The following is a 16,113-nucleotide window of genomic DNA, read 5'->3' on the forward strand; positions in this document are numbered from 1 at the left end:
GAGATGCGGTGCGGAACGGTGCTTTGACGGGCATTGGCTAATTGTATACACCGCAGCAATATTGTTGTTTGATGGCATCAGTCGCTGACGGGGATTCGCGTGGCAGACCAATACGACGTCATTGTCCTCGGATCGGGCCCCGGCGGCTATGTCGCGGCGATCCGCGCTGCGCAGCTGGGCCTGAAGACGGCAATCGTGGAGCGTGAGAACCTGGGCGGGATCTGCCTCAACTGGGGCTGCATTCCGACCAAGGCGCTGCTGCGCTCGGCCGAAGTCTATCACCAGATGAAGCACGCGGCGGCCTATGGCCTGGCGGCGGAGAACATCACCGCCGATATCGCGGCCGTGGTGAAGCGTTCGCGCGGGGTGGCCAAGCAGCTGAACCAGGGCGTCACGCACCTGATGAAGAAGAACAAGATCGCGGTCCACATGGGCACGGGCGTGCTCAAGAGCGCGACCACGCTGGAAGTGACCAGCGACAAGGGCACCGAGACGCTTTCGGGCAAGCACATCATCGTCGCCACCGGCGCGCGTGCCCGCGACCTTCCCTTCGCCAAGGCGGACGGCGAGCGCGTGTGGACCTATCGCCACGCGATGACGCCCAAGGAAATGCCGACCAGGCTGCTGGTGATCGGCTCGGGCGCGATCGGTATCGAGTTCGCCAGCTTCTACAACGACATGGGCGCCGACGTGACCGTGGTCGAGATGATGGACCGCGTGGTGCCGGTGGAGGACGCCGACGTGTCGGCCTTCCTCGAAAAGGCGCTCAAGAAGCAGGGCATGACCATCCTGACCGGCGCGGGCGTCGAGAGCATCGACGTTTCCGCCAATGGCGTGAAGGCCAGGATCAAGGGCAAGGACGGCGCCGTTACCGAAGCCGACTACAGCCACGTGATCGTCGCGGTGGGCATCGTGCCCAACACCGAAGCGATCGGGCTCGAGACGCTGGGGGTGAAGGCCGAGCGCGGGATCATCGCCATCGACGGCTATGGCCGCACCAATGTCAAGGGCGTGTGGGCCATCGGCGACGTGACGCCGGGGCCGTGGCTGGCGCACAAGGCAAGCCATGAGGGCGTGATCGCGGCCGAATCCATCGCGGCGGAGCTGGGCAACAAGGACGTCCACCCGCACCCGATGGACCGCGCCAACATCCCCGGCTGCACTTATTGCCACCCGCAGATCGCCAGCGTCGGCCTGACCGAGGCCAAGGCCAAGGAAGCGGGCTACGGCGTGAAGGTGGGCATGTTCCCGTTCATCGGCAACGGCAAGGCAATCGCGCTGGGCGAGTCCGAGGGCTTCGTGAAGACGGTGTTCGACGAGAAGACCGGCGAACTGCTGGGCGCGCACATGATCGGCGCGGAAGTGACCGAGATGGTGCAGGGCTTCGTCGTCGGCAAGACGCTGGAGACCACCGAGGCCGAGCTGATGCACACCGTGTTCCCGCACCCGACGATCAGCGAAGCCATGCACGAAAGCGTCCTCGCCGCTTATGGCCGCGCCCTGCACATCTGAGCGCGCGAACTTTCGCAGGAGCACCCATGCAGTCAGACCAGAAACCCAGTGAACTGCCCGAAGCAGGATGGAAGCCGATTCAATTCAAGACGCCGTTTCTTGACGAGAGCGGCCCTTACTTCGTTCCGGCCGGCCCCATTGATCCGCTCGACAAGGGCAGCGGCGGGCTGGCAATCCGGGTGGTGCCAGATCACGTCAACTACGTGGGCATTGCGCACGGCGGTGTGCTGGCAACCTTCGCCGACGTTGCCCTCAGCTACGAGCTCTATCGACTGGAGCCGGGCGGGCTGCCGGTCGTCACGCTCAGCATGGGGGTCAACTACCTTGCAGCGGCGCGGCTGGGCGACTGGCTGACCAGCGAAGTGCGGATCGACCGACGCGGGCGGAAGGTCGCCCATGTCAGTGGCCGGATCCTGTGCGGCAGCACCCCGATCATGACGATGACCGGGGTCTACAACCTGCTGTCGGCAGCCGCCGACGGGAATGCCCCGAAGCAGGGGTAATCCCGTCGCATTCGGTCAGTCCTTCTCGCGCGTGCGGTAGTCGCCGAAAGCCGTGTCGCGCTGGCTCAGGGCCTGGCTGACGCCGCCGCTCATCCGCTCAAATGCAGCACGGCTGGTTTCGGTGGTGAGCGCCAACGCCTGGATTTCGGTTCCGGCCCGGATCGCCGCGCGCAGGCCCATGATTTCCATTGCGCGGTGCACCGAGCGCTTGTTCATGGCCTGGACGTCGCTGGGAATGCGGGCAACCTGTCGCGCCATGTCGAGCACGGCATCTTCCAGTTCCGCGATGGGAAAGGCCCGGTTGGCAAAGCCCAGCCGTACCGCTTCGCGCCCGTCGATGGCGTTGCCGGTCAGCATCATCTCCATCGCCGCGCGCATGCCGCACAGCCAGGGGTGGAACTGGTTGTCGGGCGGGCTCATCTCCCGCACCGGGGGATAGCCGATCTGCGCGTCTTCCGCGACGTAGACGAGGTCGCACGCAGTGGCGAGTTCCGACCCGCCGGCAAGGCACCAGCCATGCACTTGCGCGATCACCGGCTTGGCAAGATCCCAGACCCGGAACGCACCTTCCACGACATGGCGCGCCCAGTGCCCGCTGCCCGGTGCGGTGTGGAAGGGGTAGGGCGGCGCGCTGCCCCCCGCGAGGTCGTAGCCCGCGGAAAAGCAGGGGCCGGCCCCGCGCAGGATGGTCACGCGGACATCGGGATTGGCGTCTCCCGCTTCCAGCAATTCAAACAGCCGCGCGCGCAGGGCATTGGACAGCGCATTGCGCTTGGCGGGGCGATTGAGCGTGAGGCGCTGCACCCCTTCGGCCGGGAAATCGACCAGAACCAGTTCTTCGCCGTCTTGTGCCATTCCGCTCGCCTCTTGTTTTCGATCGCTTGTCGGGCGCAGGGTGGCGGCCGGGGGATCGCGCGTCAATCCTGATGCGTGTTGCTGAATCGTGGCGGTGATGCGGACGTGGGCCGCGGCGTGTGCCGCGCGGGAAAACCGGTTGAGGGGAGGCTATCCACCGGCTGGCGCAAAAGATGGTGGATGGGCTTCACAAGTTTGCATGATGTGTTACTTTCTGTGGCGAGAGGACAAGGCCCAGAGCCGCCGGAGGTAACAACATGAACGTAGAAGCACGGAATTTCCGCACCGACCGGCATCCGGCGGAGACCTATGAGGAGATCCTCGAGCGCGATACCCGGCCGATTCCCGAGCATCTGCGCGAAGGGCCGGTGCCCGACATCGGCACCGAGCCTGTCGATGTGGCGCGCTACATCGATCCGGCCTTTGCCCGGCTGGAGGAAAAGTACCTGTGGCCGCGCATCTGGCAGATGGCTTGCCGCGAGGAGGAAATCCCCAACGTCGGCGACACCTATGTCTATGAGATCGCGGGCAGGTCCCTCCTGGTCGTGCGACAGAAGGACGGCTCGATCCGTGCCTTCCACAATTCCTGCCTGCACCGCGGGCGCAAGCTGGCCACGCTGGGCGGCTGCAAGAACGAGTTCCGCTGCCCGTACCACGGCATAGCGTGGAACACCGACGGCAGCTTCAAGGACAACCCCATCGCCTGGGACTTTCCGCAGTGGCAGGGCAAGGACGTGTCGCTGCCCGAAGTGAAGGTCGGCACCTGGGGCGGCTTCGTATTCGTCAACCTGGACAAGGATGCGCCGCCGCTGGAGCAGGTGCTTGGCCCGCTTCCCGAGCATTTCGCCGGCTATGGTTACGAGGACCGGTACATCCATTTCCACGTGCAGAAGACCGTTGCCTGCAACTGGAAGGCGGCGGCGGAAGGCTTCATGGAAAGCCATCACGCCATCACCACGCATCCGCAGCTGCTGCCCTATCTGGCCGACGTGAACAGCCAGTACGACATCCTCACCGACTACGTGACGCGGCAGTTCTCGGCGCAGATGGTGCCCAGCCCCTACAACGACCGGGAGATTACCGAGAACGAGGTGGTGCAGGCGGTTCTGGGCGTGGGTTCGCGCTCGGTGGTCGGCGGTGCCGGCAAGGACGCGATGAACGTGCCCGACGGCGAGACGGCGCGGACGTTCATGGCGGAATTCACGCGGCGCTCGCTCGGCGCGGATGACGGCCACGATTATTCCGCGGCGTCGGATGCTGAAATGGTCGATGCGCTGCTCTACAACGTCTTCCCGCACATGAGCTTCTGGGCCGGTTTCATGCCCAGCCTGGTCTATCGCTGGCGGCCGAACGGGCACGATCACGCGACCTCGATCATGGACATCTACATGCTGAAGCGCGTGCCCAAGGGCCAGCCGCGACCCCGGCCGGCGCCAGTGTTCGAGATCGGCCTTGACGAGAGCATGGTCGAATATGGCCCCAAGGCCGGTTTGTCGCCCGGTCTGGCTGCCGTTTTCGAGCAGGACATGAGCAACCTGCCGCATGTGCAGACCGGCATGGAAGCGTCCGAGATCGGCGTCTGCCATCTCGGCCGCTACTCGGAACTGCGCATACGCAAGATGCACCAGATGCTCGACCAGACGATCGCCGAAGGCAAGGCGAGGGACGCGGCTCAGGCCGGTTGAACAGACGCGGACCGGCCCATTGCCCGCGCCGACCTTGTGGTCGGGCGGGCAATGGGCAGGCCGCTGGGAGAGGGCGCTGGCCCATGGATTTGGCGAAATGCGCGATCCGGCTGTCCTGGCGGACAGTCGGCCGGCATGGTGCGTCATCGTGATGCACGCCCCTGAACAGCGGGGGGCAGGCCGCGTGGACGGGGTATCCCCACCGCGGGCAGGCACCGCCTATGCCTGGTACGTGGCCGGGTTCCTTACGGTGGCATCGACAGTGTCGATCATCGACCGGCAGATCCTGGCTTTGATGATCGGTCCGGTGAAGCGGGATCTCGCCGCCACCGACACGATGATGGGCCTGCTCGGCGGGCTGGCGTTCACGCTTTTCTACACCTTGCTCACGCTGCCGATCGCGTGGCTGGCAGACCATGCGAGCCGGCGCCGCATCATCGCACTGGGCATTTTCTTCTGGAGCCTTGCCACGGTGGGCTGCGGGCTGGCCGCCAGTTATGGGCAATTGTTCGCCGCTCGGGCCACGGTTGGCATTGGCGAGGCGGCGCTGGGGCCGGCGGCGATTTCCCTGCTGTCGGACTATTTCGACCGGCGCCGCCTGCCGATGGCGATCGCGGTCTTCGGTGCGGCGCCGTTCATCGGCGTGGGTCTTGCCAATCTGGCGGGTGGCTATCTGGTCCAGTGGCTGGAAGCGCAGCCGCGGCTGGCCTTGCCGCTGCTGGGCGAAGTGCGATCATGGCAGGCAATGTTCGTGATCGTGGGCTTGCCGGGGCTGGTGCTGGCAGCACTGTCGCTGACCGTGCGCGAGCCGGCACGCAAGGGGCGGATCGAGAACGGGCAAGCGCTCGACTTTCGCGGCGTGCTGCGGTTCTTCGCGGCCCGGCGTGGCTTCTTCGGCTGGCACTTCGCGGGGTTCACCGCGCTGGCGATCCAGGGCTGGGCGCTGTTCTACTGGGTGGTGGAGTTCTTCCTGCGCGAACATGGCGCCGACCGTGCAGGCACCGGCCTTGCCTTTGGCCTGATCGCCTTGTTCGTGGGATTGGCGGGCGGACTGCTCGCCGGCCGCATGGCGAAAGGCATGATGGACGCCGGCCGCCCCGATGCGACCATGCGCCTTGTTCTGGTGGCGTGCCTGGCGCTCGCGGTGGTTGGCGTCGCGGCGTTCCTGGTGCCCGGCTCTGGCCTGGCGATGACGCTGGTTGCGGCGGCGATCTTCTTCATGGGCTGGCCCAACGGGCTGGGCTCCGCCGCGTTGCAGTTCGTCGTGCCCAACGAACTCAAGGGGCGGACCATGGCGCTCTACTTCGTCGTGGTGAATTTCCTCAGCTACACGCTCGGCCCCCTGCTGGGTGGCCTGATCGGCGATGTCGTTTTCGGCGGTGGTGCGTTGGGGCCGACGCTCGCGCTCATGGCCGCGATCAACTACCCGCTCGCCGCCTTCTGCATCTGGCGCAGCCTGCCCCATTTCCGCGCCGCGCTCGGCTCCGCCGAGGCCTGGCGCGCCGATTGAGCCAAAGAGGGAGATCCGATGTCGCTTGTCGCCGCCGACCGCGCGAAGACCACGCCCGATGACCTTGCCGTTACCGACGGCAGGTTGACGCTGACCTGGTCGGAACTCGACCCTTTCATCAACCGTGCCGCCAACGCGCTCCTGGGCGAAGGGCTGGGGCAGCCGCCTCGCGCGGCGGTTTTCGCGCACAATTCTGCCGAGTGCGCGCTGGCCTACCTTGCCCTGTTGCGCGCGGGTGTTTCGGGCGTGCCGGCCAACTTCCACCTGACCGCGGACGAACTGGCCTACATCCTCGAGGACAGCGGCGCGCGGTTGCTGTTCGTCGGGCCTGAGACGGCAGACATCGGCGTTCAGGCAGCGCGCGCGGCCGGGATCGACCGGGTGGTCGGATGGCGCTGTGCGGGCGTTGAGGGCGTGACGGCGTGGGAGGACTGGCTTGCCGCGGCCAGCGATGCGCCGCCGCCGGAAACGATGCCGCCGCTGCCCTATATGCATTACACTTCGGGAACGACGGGCCGCCCGAAAGGCACGGAAACGCCCCCGAGCATGTTCCCGCGTGAGGCGGACGTGACCGGCCTGTTTCGTGCCTTGCGTGAACTGGTCGAGGCAGCCGCGCCGGGGCCGGCGCTGCTGGTCGGCCCGAATTATCACACGGGGCCGCTCGGCTCGATCCGCCAGCTGGCGGGGGGACGGCCACTGGTCGTTCTGCCCAGGTTCGATGCCGAACAGATCCTGGCGGCGGTGGAGAAGCACAGGGTCGCCACGATGGTGATGGTGCCCACGCACTTCCAGCGGCTGCTGGCGCTGCCGGACGAGGTGCGTGGCCGCTATGACGTGTCGAGCCTGCAACTGGTGCCGCACACGGGCGCGGCCTGCCCGGTCGATGTGAAGCGGGCAATGATCGCGTGGTGGGGGCCGGTGTTCGTCGATGCCTATGGCGCGACCGAGGCTGGCACGACCAACATGATTACGTCCGAGGAGTGGCTGCTGAAGCCCGGCTCAGTTGGCAAGCCGGTGCCCCCGCTGGAAATGGTGGTGGTGGCCGAGGATGGCACGCGGTTGGGGGCCAATGCGGTGGGCCAGCTTTATTTCCGCGATCCCAGCGGCCGGGGCATCGTCTATCACAACGATCCGGAAAAGACCGCAGCGGCACACATCGAGCCCGGCGTGTTTACGCTGGGCGAGATCGGTTACGTCGATGATGACGGCTATGTGTTCATCACCGACCGCTCGTCGGACATGATCGTCTCGGGCGGGGTCAACATCTATCCGGCCGAGATCGAGCAGGTGCTGATCACCCATCCCGCGGTCGAGGACGTGGCGGTGATCGGCGTGCCAAACCCCGACATGGGCGAGGAAGTGAAAGCCCTGGTCGTGCTCCGGCCCGGCGTTGGCGTGACTCCGGCGGAACTGGGCAGCTACGCCCGCAAACGGCTCGCCCGCTACAAGCAACCGCGCAGCATCGACGTGGTCGATACGGTTGGCCGCAACGCCATGGGCAAGGTCAACAAACGCGAACTGCGAAGGCCGTTCTGGCCCTCCGACCGGACGATCGGGGGCTGACCGGGCAATATCCAGAAAACAAGGAGAGGAATATGCGGCTTGAAGGAAAGCGCGCCGTCGTGCTGGGCGCGGCTGGTGCCAACAACATGGGCCAGGTTATCGCGCGGCGACTGATCGCCGAAGGCGCCAGCGTGCTGGTGGCCGGGCGCAAACCCGAGCATCTGGAGGCATTCGTTGCCGCGCACCCCGGCAAGGGATTCATGGCGCTGTGCGACATTACCCGGAAGGCCGACAACGAGGCGCTGGCGAAGTCCGCCGCCGAGCAGATGGGCGGCGTGGACATCGCCGTCAACGCGACCGGCTGGGGCCTGCTCAAGCCGTTTCTGGAGACGACCGAGGACGAATTGCAGCGTATCGGCGATCTTCAGTTCAAGGGGCCGTTCCTGTTCTTCCAGGCGATGATCGAGGCGATGGCGCAGGGTGGATCGCTGATCCAGATCTCGTCGGCAACCGCGACGATCATGCTCAACGATCACGCCGCCTACATGGGCACCAAGGCGGGGACCGACCATGTGATCCGCTGCATCGCCAACGAATTCGGCGCGCGGGGGATCAAGGCGAACTCGATCTCGCCCGGACTGACCGAGACGCCGATGACCGCCGCCAACGGTCGCACGCCCGGCCTGTGGGAAGCCTTCGTGCCTTCCTATCCGATGGGCCGGGTCGGCACGTCCGACGACATCGCCGCGGCAGTGGTGTGGCTCGCGTCCGACGAGTGCTTCATGACCGGGCAGAACTTGCAGGTGAACGGCGGCCTGACGCTGCGCCGCAACCCGTGGAAGCACGAGATCGAGGCATCCGTCGTCGCGGCGATGCAGCAACTCTCCACCTGAAACCAGCCTGCGGGGCGGTCGGTGCCCGCCCCACCTTTCGGCATCAGAGAAGGGAAAACGGATATGTCCGACACGCCAGCCGGGGACCGCAAGCGGCTGGAACTGCTGAAGCTGCTTGCCGAAGATGAGCGCGTGCGGACGCGGGGCCGGTCCGTTGCCCCAGACCCGATCAGTCGGCTGCGGGAGCGAAGGCCAGCAACCCGTCGAGATCCTTCTTCAGTCGCACCTGGCAGGCAAGGCGCGAGCCGGGCGCCCGGTCGAGCAGGTCAAGCAACTGGTCCTCGGCGGCGTGCGGCGGGCCTACGCGATCGGTCCACGCCGGGTCGATGATGACGTGGCACGTGGCGCAGGCGCACGAGCCGCCGCATTCCGCGCGAATGCCCGGTATGCCGGCGCGCACGCCCACTTCCATCAGGCTGTAGCCTTCACGGCCGAAGGCGCGCTGGCGGGTTCCATCGGGCAGCACAAACTCGACTTCGATCATTCAACGTCCATGTCAATCGGCGACCCTGATCAACAGTTTGCCGCGGTTTTCGCCGCGGAACAGGCGCATCAGCGTCTGCGGCGCGTTCTCCAAACCATCCACGACTTCGTCCCGTTGCACAATTCGCTTTTCGGCCAGCCAAGTGCGCAGGCGATCGCGGCCGATGTCGTGATCGTCGGCGAAGTCCGACAGGAGGAATCCCTCCATCCGCGCGCTCTTGAACACGATGTTGAAGTAGCTTGCCGGGCCGGGCGGGCGACCGCCCTGCTGGTAGCGCGCAATGCCGCCGCAGATCACGACGCGGGCCTTGCGGGCGATGCGCGCGAGCAGGTCGTCAAGCATCTGGCCGCCGACGTTGTCCCACAGCACATCGATGCCGCCCGGGGCGAGTTCGCGCACCCGCTGCTTGGGGTTTTCCGCCTTGTAGTCAATGGCGTGGTCGAACCCGAGTTCGTCGGTCAGCCAGCGGCACTTGTCCGCTCCGCCCGCCAGGCCGATGACGCGGCATCCTGCGATCTTGCCGATCTGTCCCACGATCGAGCCGACGCCGCCGCCCGCTCCGGTCACTACGAGCGTGTCGCCCGGTTGCGGCACGCCGATGCGGGCAAGGCCGAAATAGGCCGTCAGGCCGCTCGATCCCAGCAGACCGAGCGCCAGCCGCGGAGCATCGGGTTCGTCGCGGACCCGGCGCATCGCGCTGGCCTCCACCACCATCTCGTCGGACCAGCCGAGCGTTCCCTGGACAAGATCGCCAGGGGCAAATTCAGCGGCGCGGCTTTCCAGAACGCGGCCTACGCCGCCTGCCGGCATCACGCCCCCGATTTCGGTAGGCGCGGCATAGCCGGCCACGTTTTCCATCCAGCCCTTCTGGGCCGGATCGCAGGACAACATCAACACTTGTACGCGAATCGCACCCTCCCGCAGCGCAAGCTCGGGCGGGGCGGAATCCCTCTCGAAATCCCCGATTCGCAGTTCCCTGCCGATCGGGCGGGCAGCTATCTTCCAGCGCATTTTCATCGCCTCCTGAAAAAAGTTGATGCGCGATGCAAAATGTTGTGTAGCCCTCTCAAGGACAAAGCAAGGCAGGATTGCGAGTCCGCAGGTGCCGCCAGCCTTTACGAGCGAACCGACATGGACATGATACTCACCGACGAAGACCGCGCCTTTGAACAGGAAGTTCGGGATTTCCTGGGCGAGCAGTTCACGCCCCAGTTGCGCAGTGCCGCCGCCCGACAGGCTGGCGTGTTCGCCGAAGGCGAACTGGCCCGCACGTGGCATTCGATCCTCTATCGCAAGGGCTGGATCGCCCCCACGTGGCCCCGCGAACATGGCGGGCCGGGATGGACGGCCATGCAGCGCTACATCTATGAGCGCGAATGCGGCCTTGCCGGCACACCCGCGCTTCCGGCGATGGGGCTGGCGCTGTGCGGGCCGGTGATCATGCGTTTCGGCACACAGGCGCAGAAGGACTTTTTCCTGCCGAAGATGCTCTCTGGCGAGCATTACTGGTGTCAGGGCTTTTCGGAGCCCGGATCGGGTTCCGACCTTGCATCGCTGCGCACCCGTGCCGAGCGCGAGGGCGATCACTACGTGGTCAACGGGACCAAGATCTGGACCACCCACGCGCACGAGGCGAACTGGATCTTCCTGCTGGTGCGCACGCGTAAGGACGGGCCGAGTCAGGCCGGGATCAGCTTCCTGCTCGCGCCGATGGACCTGCCGGGCATGACCGTCACCCCGATCCTGTCGATGTCGGGGGAGCACGAAGTCAACCAGGTGTTCTTCGACAACGTGCGCGTGCCCGCCGAATATCTCGTCGGTGAGGAGAACCAGGGCTGGGAGATCGCCAAGTATCTCCTCGCCTTCGAGCGCGGCGGCGGCTCGGCCGCAGGACGGCTCAATGCCCAGCTTGCGAAGCTGAAGGATATCGCGCGCAGCGAGCCGGGCGAGGACGGCGCGCCGCTGTGGGACGACATGCGTTTCCGCGAGCGGATCATGCGGCTGGAAACGGAGATCATGGCGATCGACTGGACCGAGCGGCGCCAGATTGCGAAGCTGGTTGCGGGCGACGGTGCCGACGGCGCGATGCCTTCCATCCTCAAGCTGTCGGTCAGCGAGCTTTACCAGAAGCTGGCGCAACTCAGTTCCGAGGCGCTTGGCGTTCATGCCATTGCGGACCAGCGCCATGCGCTGGGCCTTCATGCGAACGAACCCCCGATCGGCCCGGACCACGGGCTCACGCCGACTGCGCGCTATCTCAACACCCGCGCGGCAACGATCTTTGGCGGGTCGAGCGAAATCCAGCGGGGCATCATCGCCAAGAGCCTAGGGCTCTGAGGTTTGGGAGAAACAGGAATGCCGGTGGCGGTTGCTGAAAATCTCTTCGTCGGTTCGGGAAGCGTCACGCGCCTGCTTGCCGGGCGGTCGCGCATCGACGGGAAGCTGGTGTTCCCGTTCCCCTCGGGAGGGGCGGAAGAGAACTACGATCTTGTCGAACTCGCGCCCGAGGGCACGTTGTGGTCCTACACGATCCAGCGCTTCCGCCCGAAATCGCCGTTCAACGGCGACGGCAGCGAGTTCGATTTCAAGCCTTATGGGGTCGGCTATGTCGAACTACCGGGGCAGTTGATCGTCGAGACGCGGATCGTCGCCGATGACCTGACCAAGCTCCGCATCGGCGAGGCGATGCGCATCACCACAGAGGCATACCGTACGGACGATGCCGGCGAGGCCGTGCTGACCTACGCCTTCCGTCCGGCAAGGGAAGGGGAAAAGGCATGACCGACATCGTCATCGTGGGCGCCGGCATCCATCCGTTCGGCCGCACCGACGGCCGCACCGGGCTGGAACAGGGCGTGTTCGCCATCCGCGAGGCGCTGAAGGACGCCGGGCTGGAATGGAAGGACATGCAGTTCGCGTTCGGCGGATCGTCGGCCGCCGGGGCTGCCGATGCGGTCCTGCCTCGACTGGGCCTGACCGGGATTCCGTTCATCAACGTCAACAACGGCTGCGCCACGGGCGGGTCGGCGCTGCTGTCGGGTTATGCGGCGATCAAGTCGGGGGATGTGGACCTTGGCATCGTCGTCGGTTTCGACAAGCACCCGCGCGGAGCCTTCAACGCCGATCCGGAGGCCTCCGGCCTGCCGCGCTGGTATGGCGAGACCGGAATGATGCTGACCACCCAGTTCTTCGCGAACAAGATCACGCGCTACATGGCGCTGCACGGCATCAGCCAGAAGACGCTTGGACTGGTCGCGGAAAAGGCGTTCTCGAATGCGGTCCATACGCCCCATGCGTGGCGGCGCAGTCCGGTCGATCTCGAGACGATTCTCAATGCACCGATGATTTCGGACCCGCTGACCAAGTACATGTTTTGCTCGCCGGCGGAAGGCGGTGCGGCGCTGATCCTTGCGTCCGAGCGCAAGGCCCGCGAACTTGGGCTGACGGGCCCCAGGGTGCGCGGTGCCGCGATCCGGACCCGACCGGTCGGCAGCTTCGAGGTCTTCGCGCCGGCGCTGGAAATCGAGCGCGGCAAGTCGGCGGTCGAGCTTGCCTCGGCAGCAACGTGGGAGATGGCCGGGGTGGGGCCTGCCGATGTCGATGTCGCCCAGCTTCAAGACACCGAGAGCGGGGCCGAGATCATGCACATGGCCGAAAACGGCTTTTGCAGGGATGGCGAACAGGAGCGCCTGATCGCCGATGGCGAAACCCGGCTGGGCGGCCGGATCCCGGTCAATACCGATGGCGGCTGCCTTGCCTGCGGAGAACCAATCGGGGCCTCTGGTCTTCGGCAAGTATATGAGAACGTGCAGCAATTGCGCGATCGTGCGAATGGCCGGCAGGTGCCGGACGCGCGCATCGCCTATAGCCAGGTCTATGGCGCGCCCGGGCTATCCGGTTGCGTGGTGCTCGAGCGCTGAGACGCCGAATGCTTGGGGGCCGACTGACGACGCCCCCAAGTCACGGTCCGCCCATTCGCCGGAGCGGGCGGGGGTCATTGTTCGTCGGTCACCGTCTTGCTGGCGCGGGTGCGCTTGGGTGCGGCGTCCTCTGCGATGTCCTCGGCCGGTTCGTCCGGGCGGCGGGGCGGATCCGACACCGGGGTGATGATCGAATTGACGTCGCCGGTCCGCTGTATGGTTTCGAGGAACCGCGTGGCTTCCTCGGCCAGTTCCCCCTTGGCCGATCCGATGACCAGCAGGAGGATGTTCTCGGCCAGGCGCGGCAGATATTCCTGATCTTCCAGGCGCCCCAGCGCCCAGTCGTTGATCGTCGCATAAAGAACGTTCGCCATGACTTCGGCGAGGTGGTTCACATCGACCCACGGCTGCAATTCCGCCTTGCGCCGTTCCAGCCAGCGATGGGTGCCAAGCAGCGACATTTCCTGGAGCGTTTCCCAGACGTCGGGCTTGGTATTGGCCGAAAAATAGAGCGCGCAGACGGCTTTGGTATAGTTGCGCACGCGGAAGTTGCGGCGGTTGATGGCGATCGTTCTTGAAAGCAGCCCCGCGAGCGACGCGCTCTCCGTGCTCGTGCGCGCATAGGCCGAATATTCGTCATACGCTTCGCGGATCGCCAGCGCGATCAACCGGTCCTTGTTCTGGAACGCATTGTAAAGCGTGCGCTGCGCCACGCCGGCGCGCTGGCAAAGGCGGCGGATGCTGAAGCCATCGAGCCCGTCCTCGGCGATCATGCGCCGCGTTTCCTTGAGCAGGCGGCGGCGGCGGGCAAGAATCGACGGGCTGAAATAGAGCAGCGGCTTGTCCGGGTGAGGGGCCAGGTCTCCTCGACCAACTGACGAAGCCATTTTTCCGATTGCCCTGCCTGATAATTGCCAACGCAACTCCTGCTTTGGCGCAGCGGCGCAAATCTTGCAACTCTCCGGCCCAGGATGGGCTTGAAATTTGCAGCGCATGGCATAAAAGTAGTGCGCAATACATAATTACGGAGCGCGTGTGAATTTCCAGCTTTCCGAAGAGCAGAACCTGCTGCGCGAAGCGCTCGCCGGATATCTGGCGCGCCGCTACACTTTCGACGAGCGGCGCGCGGCATTGGCGGGCGCGGGGTGGAGACCAGAGGTATGGGCGGATCTCGCAAGCGAGATCGGCCTGTTTGGCGCAGCCATCCCGGAGGCGGATGGCGGATTGGGCGGTGGGCCGGTCGAAGTCATGGTGATCGCCGAGGAACTCGGGCGCGTCCTTGCGCTTGAACCCTATGTCGAAGCGATCGTCGTGGCGGGGGCCCTATTGCGCGGTAACGGCGATGCGGTGCTTCTCGCGGACATCGTCGCGGGCCATGCGGTTGTCGTCCCGGCGCTTCAGGAAGCGTCGAGCAGATTCAATCCTGCCCGCATCGATTGCCGCCACGAAGCCGGAGCGATCAGCGGGACCAAGGCTGCGGTCGTCGCCGCGCCATTCGCCACCCACCTGCTGCTTTCGGCCCGCGATGACCGCGGCGTCGGGCTTTATATCGTGGAGAGCGCCGCCGCCGGGGTGGAGCGTCGCGATTATCGCCTGGTCGATGGCCGGCCAGCGGCGGACATCGTCCTGCACGCTGCACCTGCGCGCCGGATCGGTCCGGTGGACTGCGATGCGCTGGCGCTCATCGAGCGGGCGCTGGACGAAGGCGCCGCGGCGCTTTGCTCGGAAGCCGTGGGCATCATGGCCACGCTCTTGGCGCGAACCGTCGATTATGCGCGCCAGCGCGAGCAATTTGGCCGGCCCATCGGCACGTTCCAGGCGCTGCAGCACCGGATGGCGGACATGGCGGTGGCGATCGAGCGGTCGCGCTCGATGGTATACATGGCGACGCTGTCTCTCGCGCTGCCCGCGGGGGAGCGCGCCCGCGCGGTCTCTGCGGCCAAGGCCTATGTCGCGGATGCGCTGAAGTTGGTGGCGGAATCTGCGGTCCAGATCCACGGCGGGATCGGCACCACCGACGAGATCGACGTGTCGCACTATTTCAAGCGCGCCTTCGTCTTGCAGAACTATTTCGGCACTGCGCAATATCACCTCGGACGAATGGCCGCCCTGTCGTGATGGCTGCCCCTGTCGCGCGGTGCCAGCCGGCATGGCGCGACAGGGGCGCAGTTCCCGCTGCGCTTAGAGGAACAGTCCTTCGGGATTTTCGATGAGTGCCTTGAGGGTCTGGAGGAACTGGGCGCCGAGAGCGCCGTCGATGGCGCGGTGGTCGACGGACATGGTGAACTGGATGCGGCTTTCGAAGCCGATGTCACCGTTGGGGAGTTCGACCGCGACCTTGTTCACGCCGCCGACCGCGAGGATCGCGCCCTGGGGCGGGTTGATGATCGCATCGAACTGCTCGATCCCGAACATGCCGAGGTTGGAGACGGAGAAGGTGCCGCCGTCCATGTCCTCGTAGCCGAGCCGTCCGGCCTGGGCCTTGTCGATCAGCGCGCGGGTTGCCGCCGCGAGCTGCGCGATGTGCATCCGGTCGGCCTGGCGCACGATCGGGGTGACGAGGCCCTTGGGGCTGGCCACCCCGATCGCCACGTCGGCGTGCGGGTAGAGGTGCACTTCGTCGCCGTGCACCTGCACGTTGACCGCGGGATGCTTCACCAGCGACAGCGCCACCGCCTTGACGATGTAGTCGTTGATCGACGCCTTGGTGCCGAGCACGAGGTTGGCCGTCTTGCGCAGCGCCATCAGCTCGTCCACCGCCGCCGAGACGCGCAGGTAGAAGTGCGGGATGGTCTGCTTGGCCTCGGTCAGGCGGCGCGCGACGACCTTGCGGACCTTGTCGAAGGGCTGGACCGCCGGCTGGTTGGCGACCAGTTCGAACGGCGCGCCGAAGGCGACCGCACCGGCGGGGGCCGCCGGCTTGACCAGCGCGAGCACGTCGGCCTTCGAGATGCGGCCGCGGGGGCCGGTGCCGACGAGGCCCGACAGGTCGATGTCGTGCTGCGCGGCGATGCGGCGGGCGAGCGGCGAGGCGAAGATCGCCGCGATCTCGGCGGGCAGCGGCGCCGTGCCGCGCAGCACCGGGCCGCGATCGGGACGCAGCGCCTGCGCGACGTCCTGGTAGGTGATCCGGCCATTGCGGCCCGAACCCTCGATCTCCTCGATGTCGACGCCTTCTTCCTCGGCGAGCTTGAGCGCCTCGGGGCTGATCGGACGGTTGGTCACGATCTTCTTCGGCGTGCGCGCGG

General features: G+C 66.1%; 15 protein-coding genes. 10 read left to right on the forward strand and 5 right to left on the reverse strand.

The window, feature by feature from the left end; all coding sequences use genetic code 11:
* Nucleotides 1-99: 99 nt before the first annotated feature.
* Both lpdA and OLX02_RS08845 read left to right on the forward strand, forming a co-directional pair.
* Entirely contained in the window at nt 100-1,512 is a 1,413-nt protein-coding gene (gene lpdA / locus OLX02_RS08840; RefSeq protein WP_264422022.1) for a dihydrolipoyl dehydrogenase, read from the forward strand.
* A 26-nt stretch (nt 1,513-1,538) separates the two neighbouring features.
* Nucleotides 1,539-2,015 carry a PaaI family thioesterase gene (locus OLX02_RS08845; protein ID WP_264422024.1) on the forward strand — a complete coding sequence of 159 codons (477 nt, stop codon included), beginning with the start codon at nt 1,539-1,541 and terminating at the stop codon, nt 2,013-2,015.
* 15 nt (nt 2,016-2,030) lie between these two features.
* Here OLX02_RS08845 and OLX02_RS08850 read toward each other — a convergent pair whose 3' ends face one another.
* Nucleotides 2,031-2,870, reverse strand: coding sequence for an enoyl-CoA hydratase-related protein (locus tag OLX02_RS08850; RefSeq protein WP_264422026.1), 840 nt, complete (start codon nt 2,868-2,870; stop codon nt 2,031-2,033).
* A 257-nt stretch (nt 2,871-3,127) separates the two neighbouring features.
* Between OLX02_RS08850 and OLX02_RS08855 the strand changes: the two genes are divergently transcribed.
* The 4 genes from OLX02_RS08855 (at nt 3,128) to OLX02_RS08870 (ending at nt 8,461) form a co-directional block, all read left to right on the forward strand.
* Complete coding sequence (locus OLX02_RS08855) at nt 3,128-4,555, forward strand: aromatic ring-hydroxylating oxygenase subunit alpha (RefSeq protein ID WP_264422027.1); 1,428 nt, start codon at nt 3,128-3,130, stop codon at nt 4,553-4,555.
* Nucleotides 4,556-4,652: 97 nt separating this feature from the next.
* Nucleotides 4,653-6,065 (forward strand): MFS transporter, encoded by a 1,413-nt coding sequence (locus tag OLX02_RS08860; protein ID WP_264422029.1) that lies wholly within the window; start codon nt 4,653-4,655, stop codon nt 6,063-6,065.
* Nucleotides 6,066-6,083: 18 nt separating this feature from the next.
* Nucleotides 6,084-7,628 (forward strand): AMP-binding protein, encoded by a 1,545-nt coding sequence (locus OLX02_RS08865; RefSeq protein WP_264422030.1) that lies wholly within the window; start codon nt 6,084-6,086, stop codon nt 7,626-7,628.
* 32 nt (nt 7,629-7,660) lie between these two features.
* Nucleotides 7,661-8,461 (forward strand): SDR family NAD(P)-dependent oxidoreductase, encoded by an 801-nt coding sequence (locus OLX02_RS08870; RefSeq protein ID WP_264422031.1) that lies wholly within the window; start codon nt 7,661-7,663, stop codon nt 8,459-8,461.
* Nucleotides 8,462-8,630: 169 nt separating this feature from the next.
* On the opposite strand, the gene OLX02_RS08875 is transcribed toward OLX02_RS08870, so the two are convergent.
* Together OLX02_RS08875 and OLX02_RS08880 are read right to left on the reverse strand one after the other, a co-directional pair.
* Nucleotides 8,631-8,945 carry a (2Fe-2S)-binding protein gene (locus OLX02_RS08875; protein ID WP_264422034.1) on the reverse strand — a complete coding sequence of 105 codons (315 nt, stop codon included), beginning with the start codon at nt 8,943-8,945 and terminating at the stop codon, nt 8,631-8,633.
* A gap of 12 nt (nt 8,946-8,957) precedes the next feature.
* Nucleotides 8,958-9,956, reverse strand: coding sequence for an NADP-dependent oxidoreductase (locus tag OLX02_RS08880; RefSeq protein WP_264422035.1), 999 nt, complete (start codon nt 9,954-9,956; stop codon nt 8,958-8,960).
* A gap of 120 nt (nt 9,957-10,076) precedes the next feature.
* Here OLX02_RS08880 and OLX02_RS08885 point away from each other — a divergent pair, with 120 nt between their 5' ends.
* The 3 genes from OLX02_RS08885 to OLX02_RS08895 are packed head-to-tail and all read left to right on the forward strand — an operon-like array spanning nt 10,077 to nt 12,865.
* Entirely contained in the window at nt 10,077-11,282 is a 1,206-nt protein-coding gene (locus tag OLX02_RS08885) for an acyl-CoA dehydrogenase family protein (RefSeq protein ID WP_264422037.1), read from the forward strand.
* A gap of 24 nt (nt 11,283-11,306) precedes the next feature.
* Nucleotides 11,307-11,726, forward strand: a complete 420-nt coding sequence (locus OLX02_RS08890) for a Zn-ribbon domain-containing OB-fold protein (protein WP_413630125.1) — start codon at nt 11,307-11,309, stop codon at nt 11,724-11,726.
* On the forward strand, nt 11,723-12,865 hold the full coding sequence (locus OLX02_RS08895) for a thiolase family protein (RefSeq protein WP_264422041.1): 1,143 nt from the start codon (nt 11,723-11,725) through the stop codon (nt 12,863-12,865). The genes OLX02_RS08890 and OLX02_RS08895 overlap by 4 nt, the downstream gene beginning before the upstream one ends.
* Before the next feature lie 74 nt (nt 12,866-12,939).
* On the opposite strand, the gene OLX02_RS08900 is transcribed toward OLX02_RS08895, so the two are convergent.
* The gene (locus OLX02_RS08900; RefSeq protein ID WP_264422042.1) at nt 12,940-13,752 is read right to left on the reverse strand and encodes a TetR/AcrR family transcriptional regulator; all 813 of its coding nucleotides are present in this window, start codon (nt 13,750-13,752) and stop codon (nt 12,940-12,942) included.
* A 148-nt stretch (nt 13,753-13,900) separates the two neighbouring features.
* On the opposite strand from OLX02_RS08900, the gene OLX02_RS08905 reads away from it, so the two are divergent.
* Complete coding sequence (locus OLX02_RS08905; protein ID WP_264422043.1) at nt 13,901-14,983, forward strand: acyl-CoA dehydrogenase family protein; 1,083 nt, start codon at nt 13,901-13,903, stop codon at nt 14,981-14,983.
* A gap of 63 nt (nt 14,984-15,046) precedes the next feature.
* Here OLX02_RS08905 and OLX02_RS08910 read toward each other — a convergent pair.
* Nucleotides 15,047-16,113, reverse strand: a 1,067-nt coding sequence (locus tag OLX02_RS08910; RefSeq protein ID WP_264422044.1) for a 2-oxo acid dehydrogenase subunit E2, incomplete at its 5' end; no start/stop codon positions are given.

The organism is Novosphingobium sp. KCTC 2891, from assembly GCF_025938155.1.
Classification (GTDB): domain Bacteria; phylum Pseudomonadota; class Alphaproteobacteria; order Sphingomonadales; family Sphingomonadaceae; genus Novosphingobium.

Coding starts and splice junctions, on each gene's coding strand:
- OLX02_RS08855 (WP_264422027.1), top strand. CDS start 3,128: ATGAACGTAGAAGCACGGAATTTCCGCACCGACCGGCATCCGGCGGAG.
- OLX02_RS08900 (WP_264422042.1), bottom strand. CDS start 13,752: ATGGCTTCGTCAGTTGGTCGAGGAGACCTGGCCCCTCACCCGGACAAG.
- OLX02_RS08885 (WP_264422037.1), top strand. CDS start 10,077: ATGGACATGATACTCACCGACGAAGACCGCGCCTTTGAACAGGAAGTT.
- OLX02_RS08895 (WP_264422041.1), top strand. CDS start 11,723: ATGACCGACATCGTCATCGTGGGCGCCGGCATCCATCCGTTCGGCCGC.
- OLX02_RS08880 (WP_264422035.1), bottom strand. CDS start 9,956: ATGCGCTGGAAGATAGCTGCCCGCCCGATCGGCAGGGAACTGCGAATC.
- OLX02_RS08870 (WP_264422031.1), top strand. CDS start 7,661: ATGCGGCTTGAAGGAAAGCGCGCCGTCGTGCTGGGCGCGGCTGGTGCC.
- OLX02_RS08875 (WP_264422034.1), bottom strand. CDS start 8,945: ATGATCGAAGTCGAGTTTGTGCTGCCCGATGGAACCCGCCAGCGCGCC.
- OLX02_RS08850 (WP_264422026.1), bottom strand. CDS start 2,870: ATGGCACAAGACGGCGAAGAACTGGTTCTGGTCGATTTCCCGGCCGAA.
- OLX02_RS08845 (WP_264422024.1), top strand. CDS start 1,539: ATGCAGTCAGACCAGAAACCCAGTGAACTGCCCGAAGCAGGATGGAAG.
- OLX02_RS08860 (WP_264422029.1), top strand. CDS start 4,653: ATGCGCGATCCGGCTGTCCTGGCGGACAGTCGGCCGGCATGGTGCGTC.
- OLX02_RS08865 (WP_264422030.1), top strand. CDS start 6,084: ATGTCGCTTGTCGCCGCCGACCGCGCGAAGACCACGCCCGATGACCTT.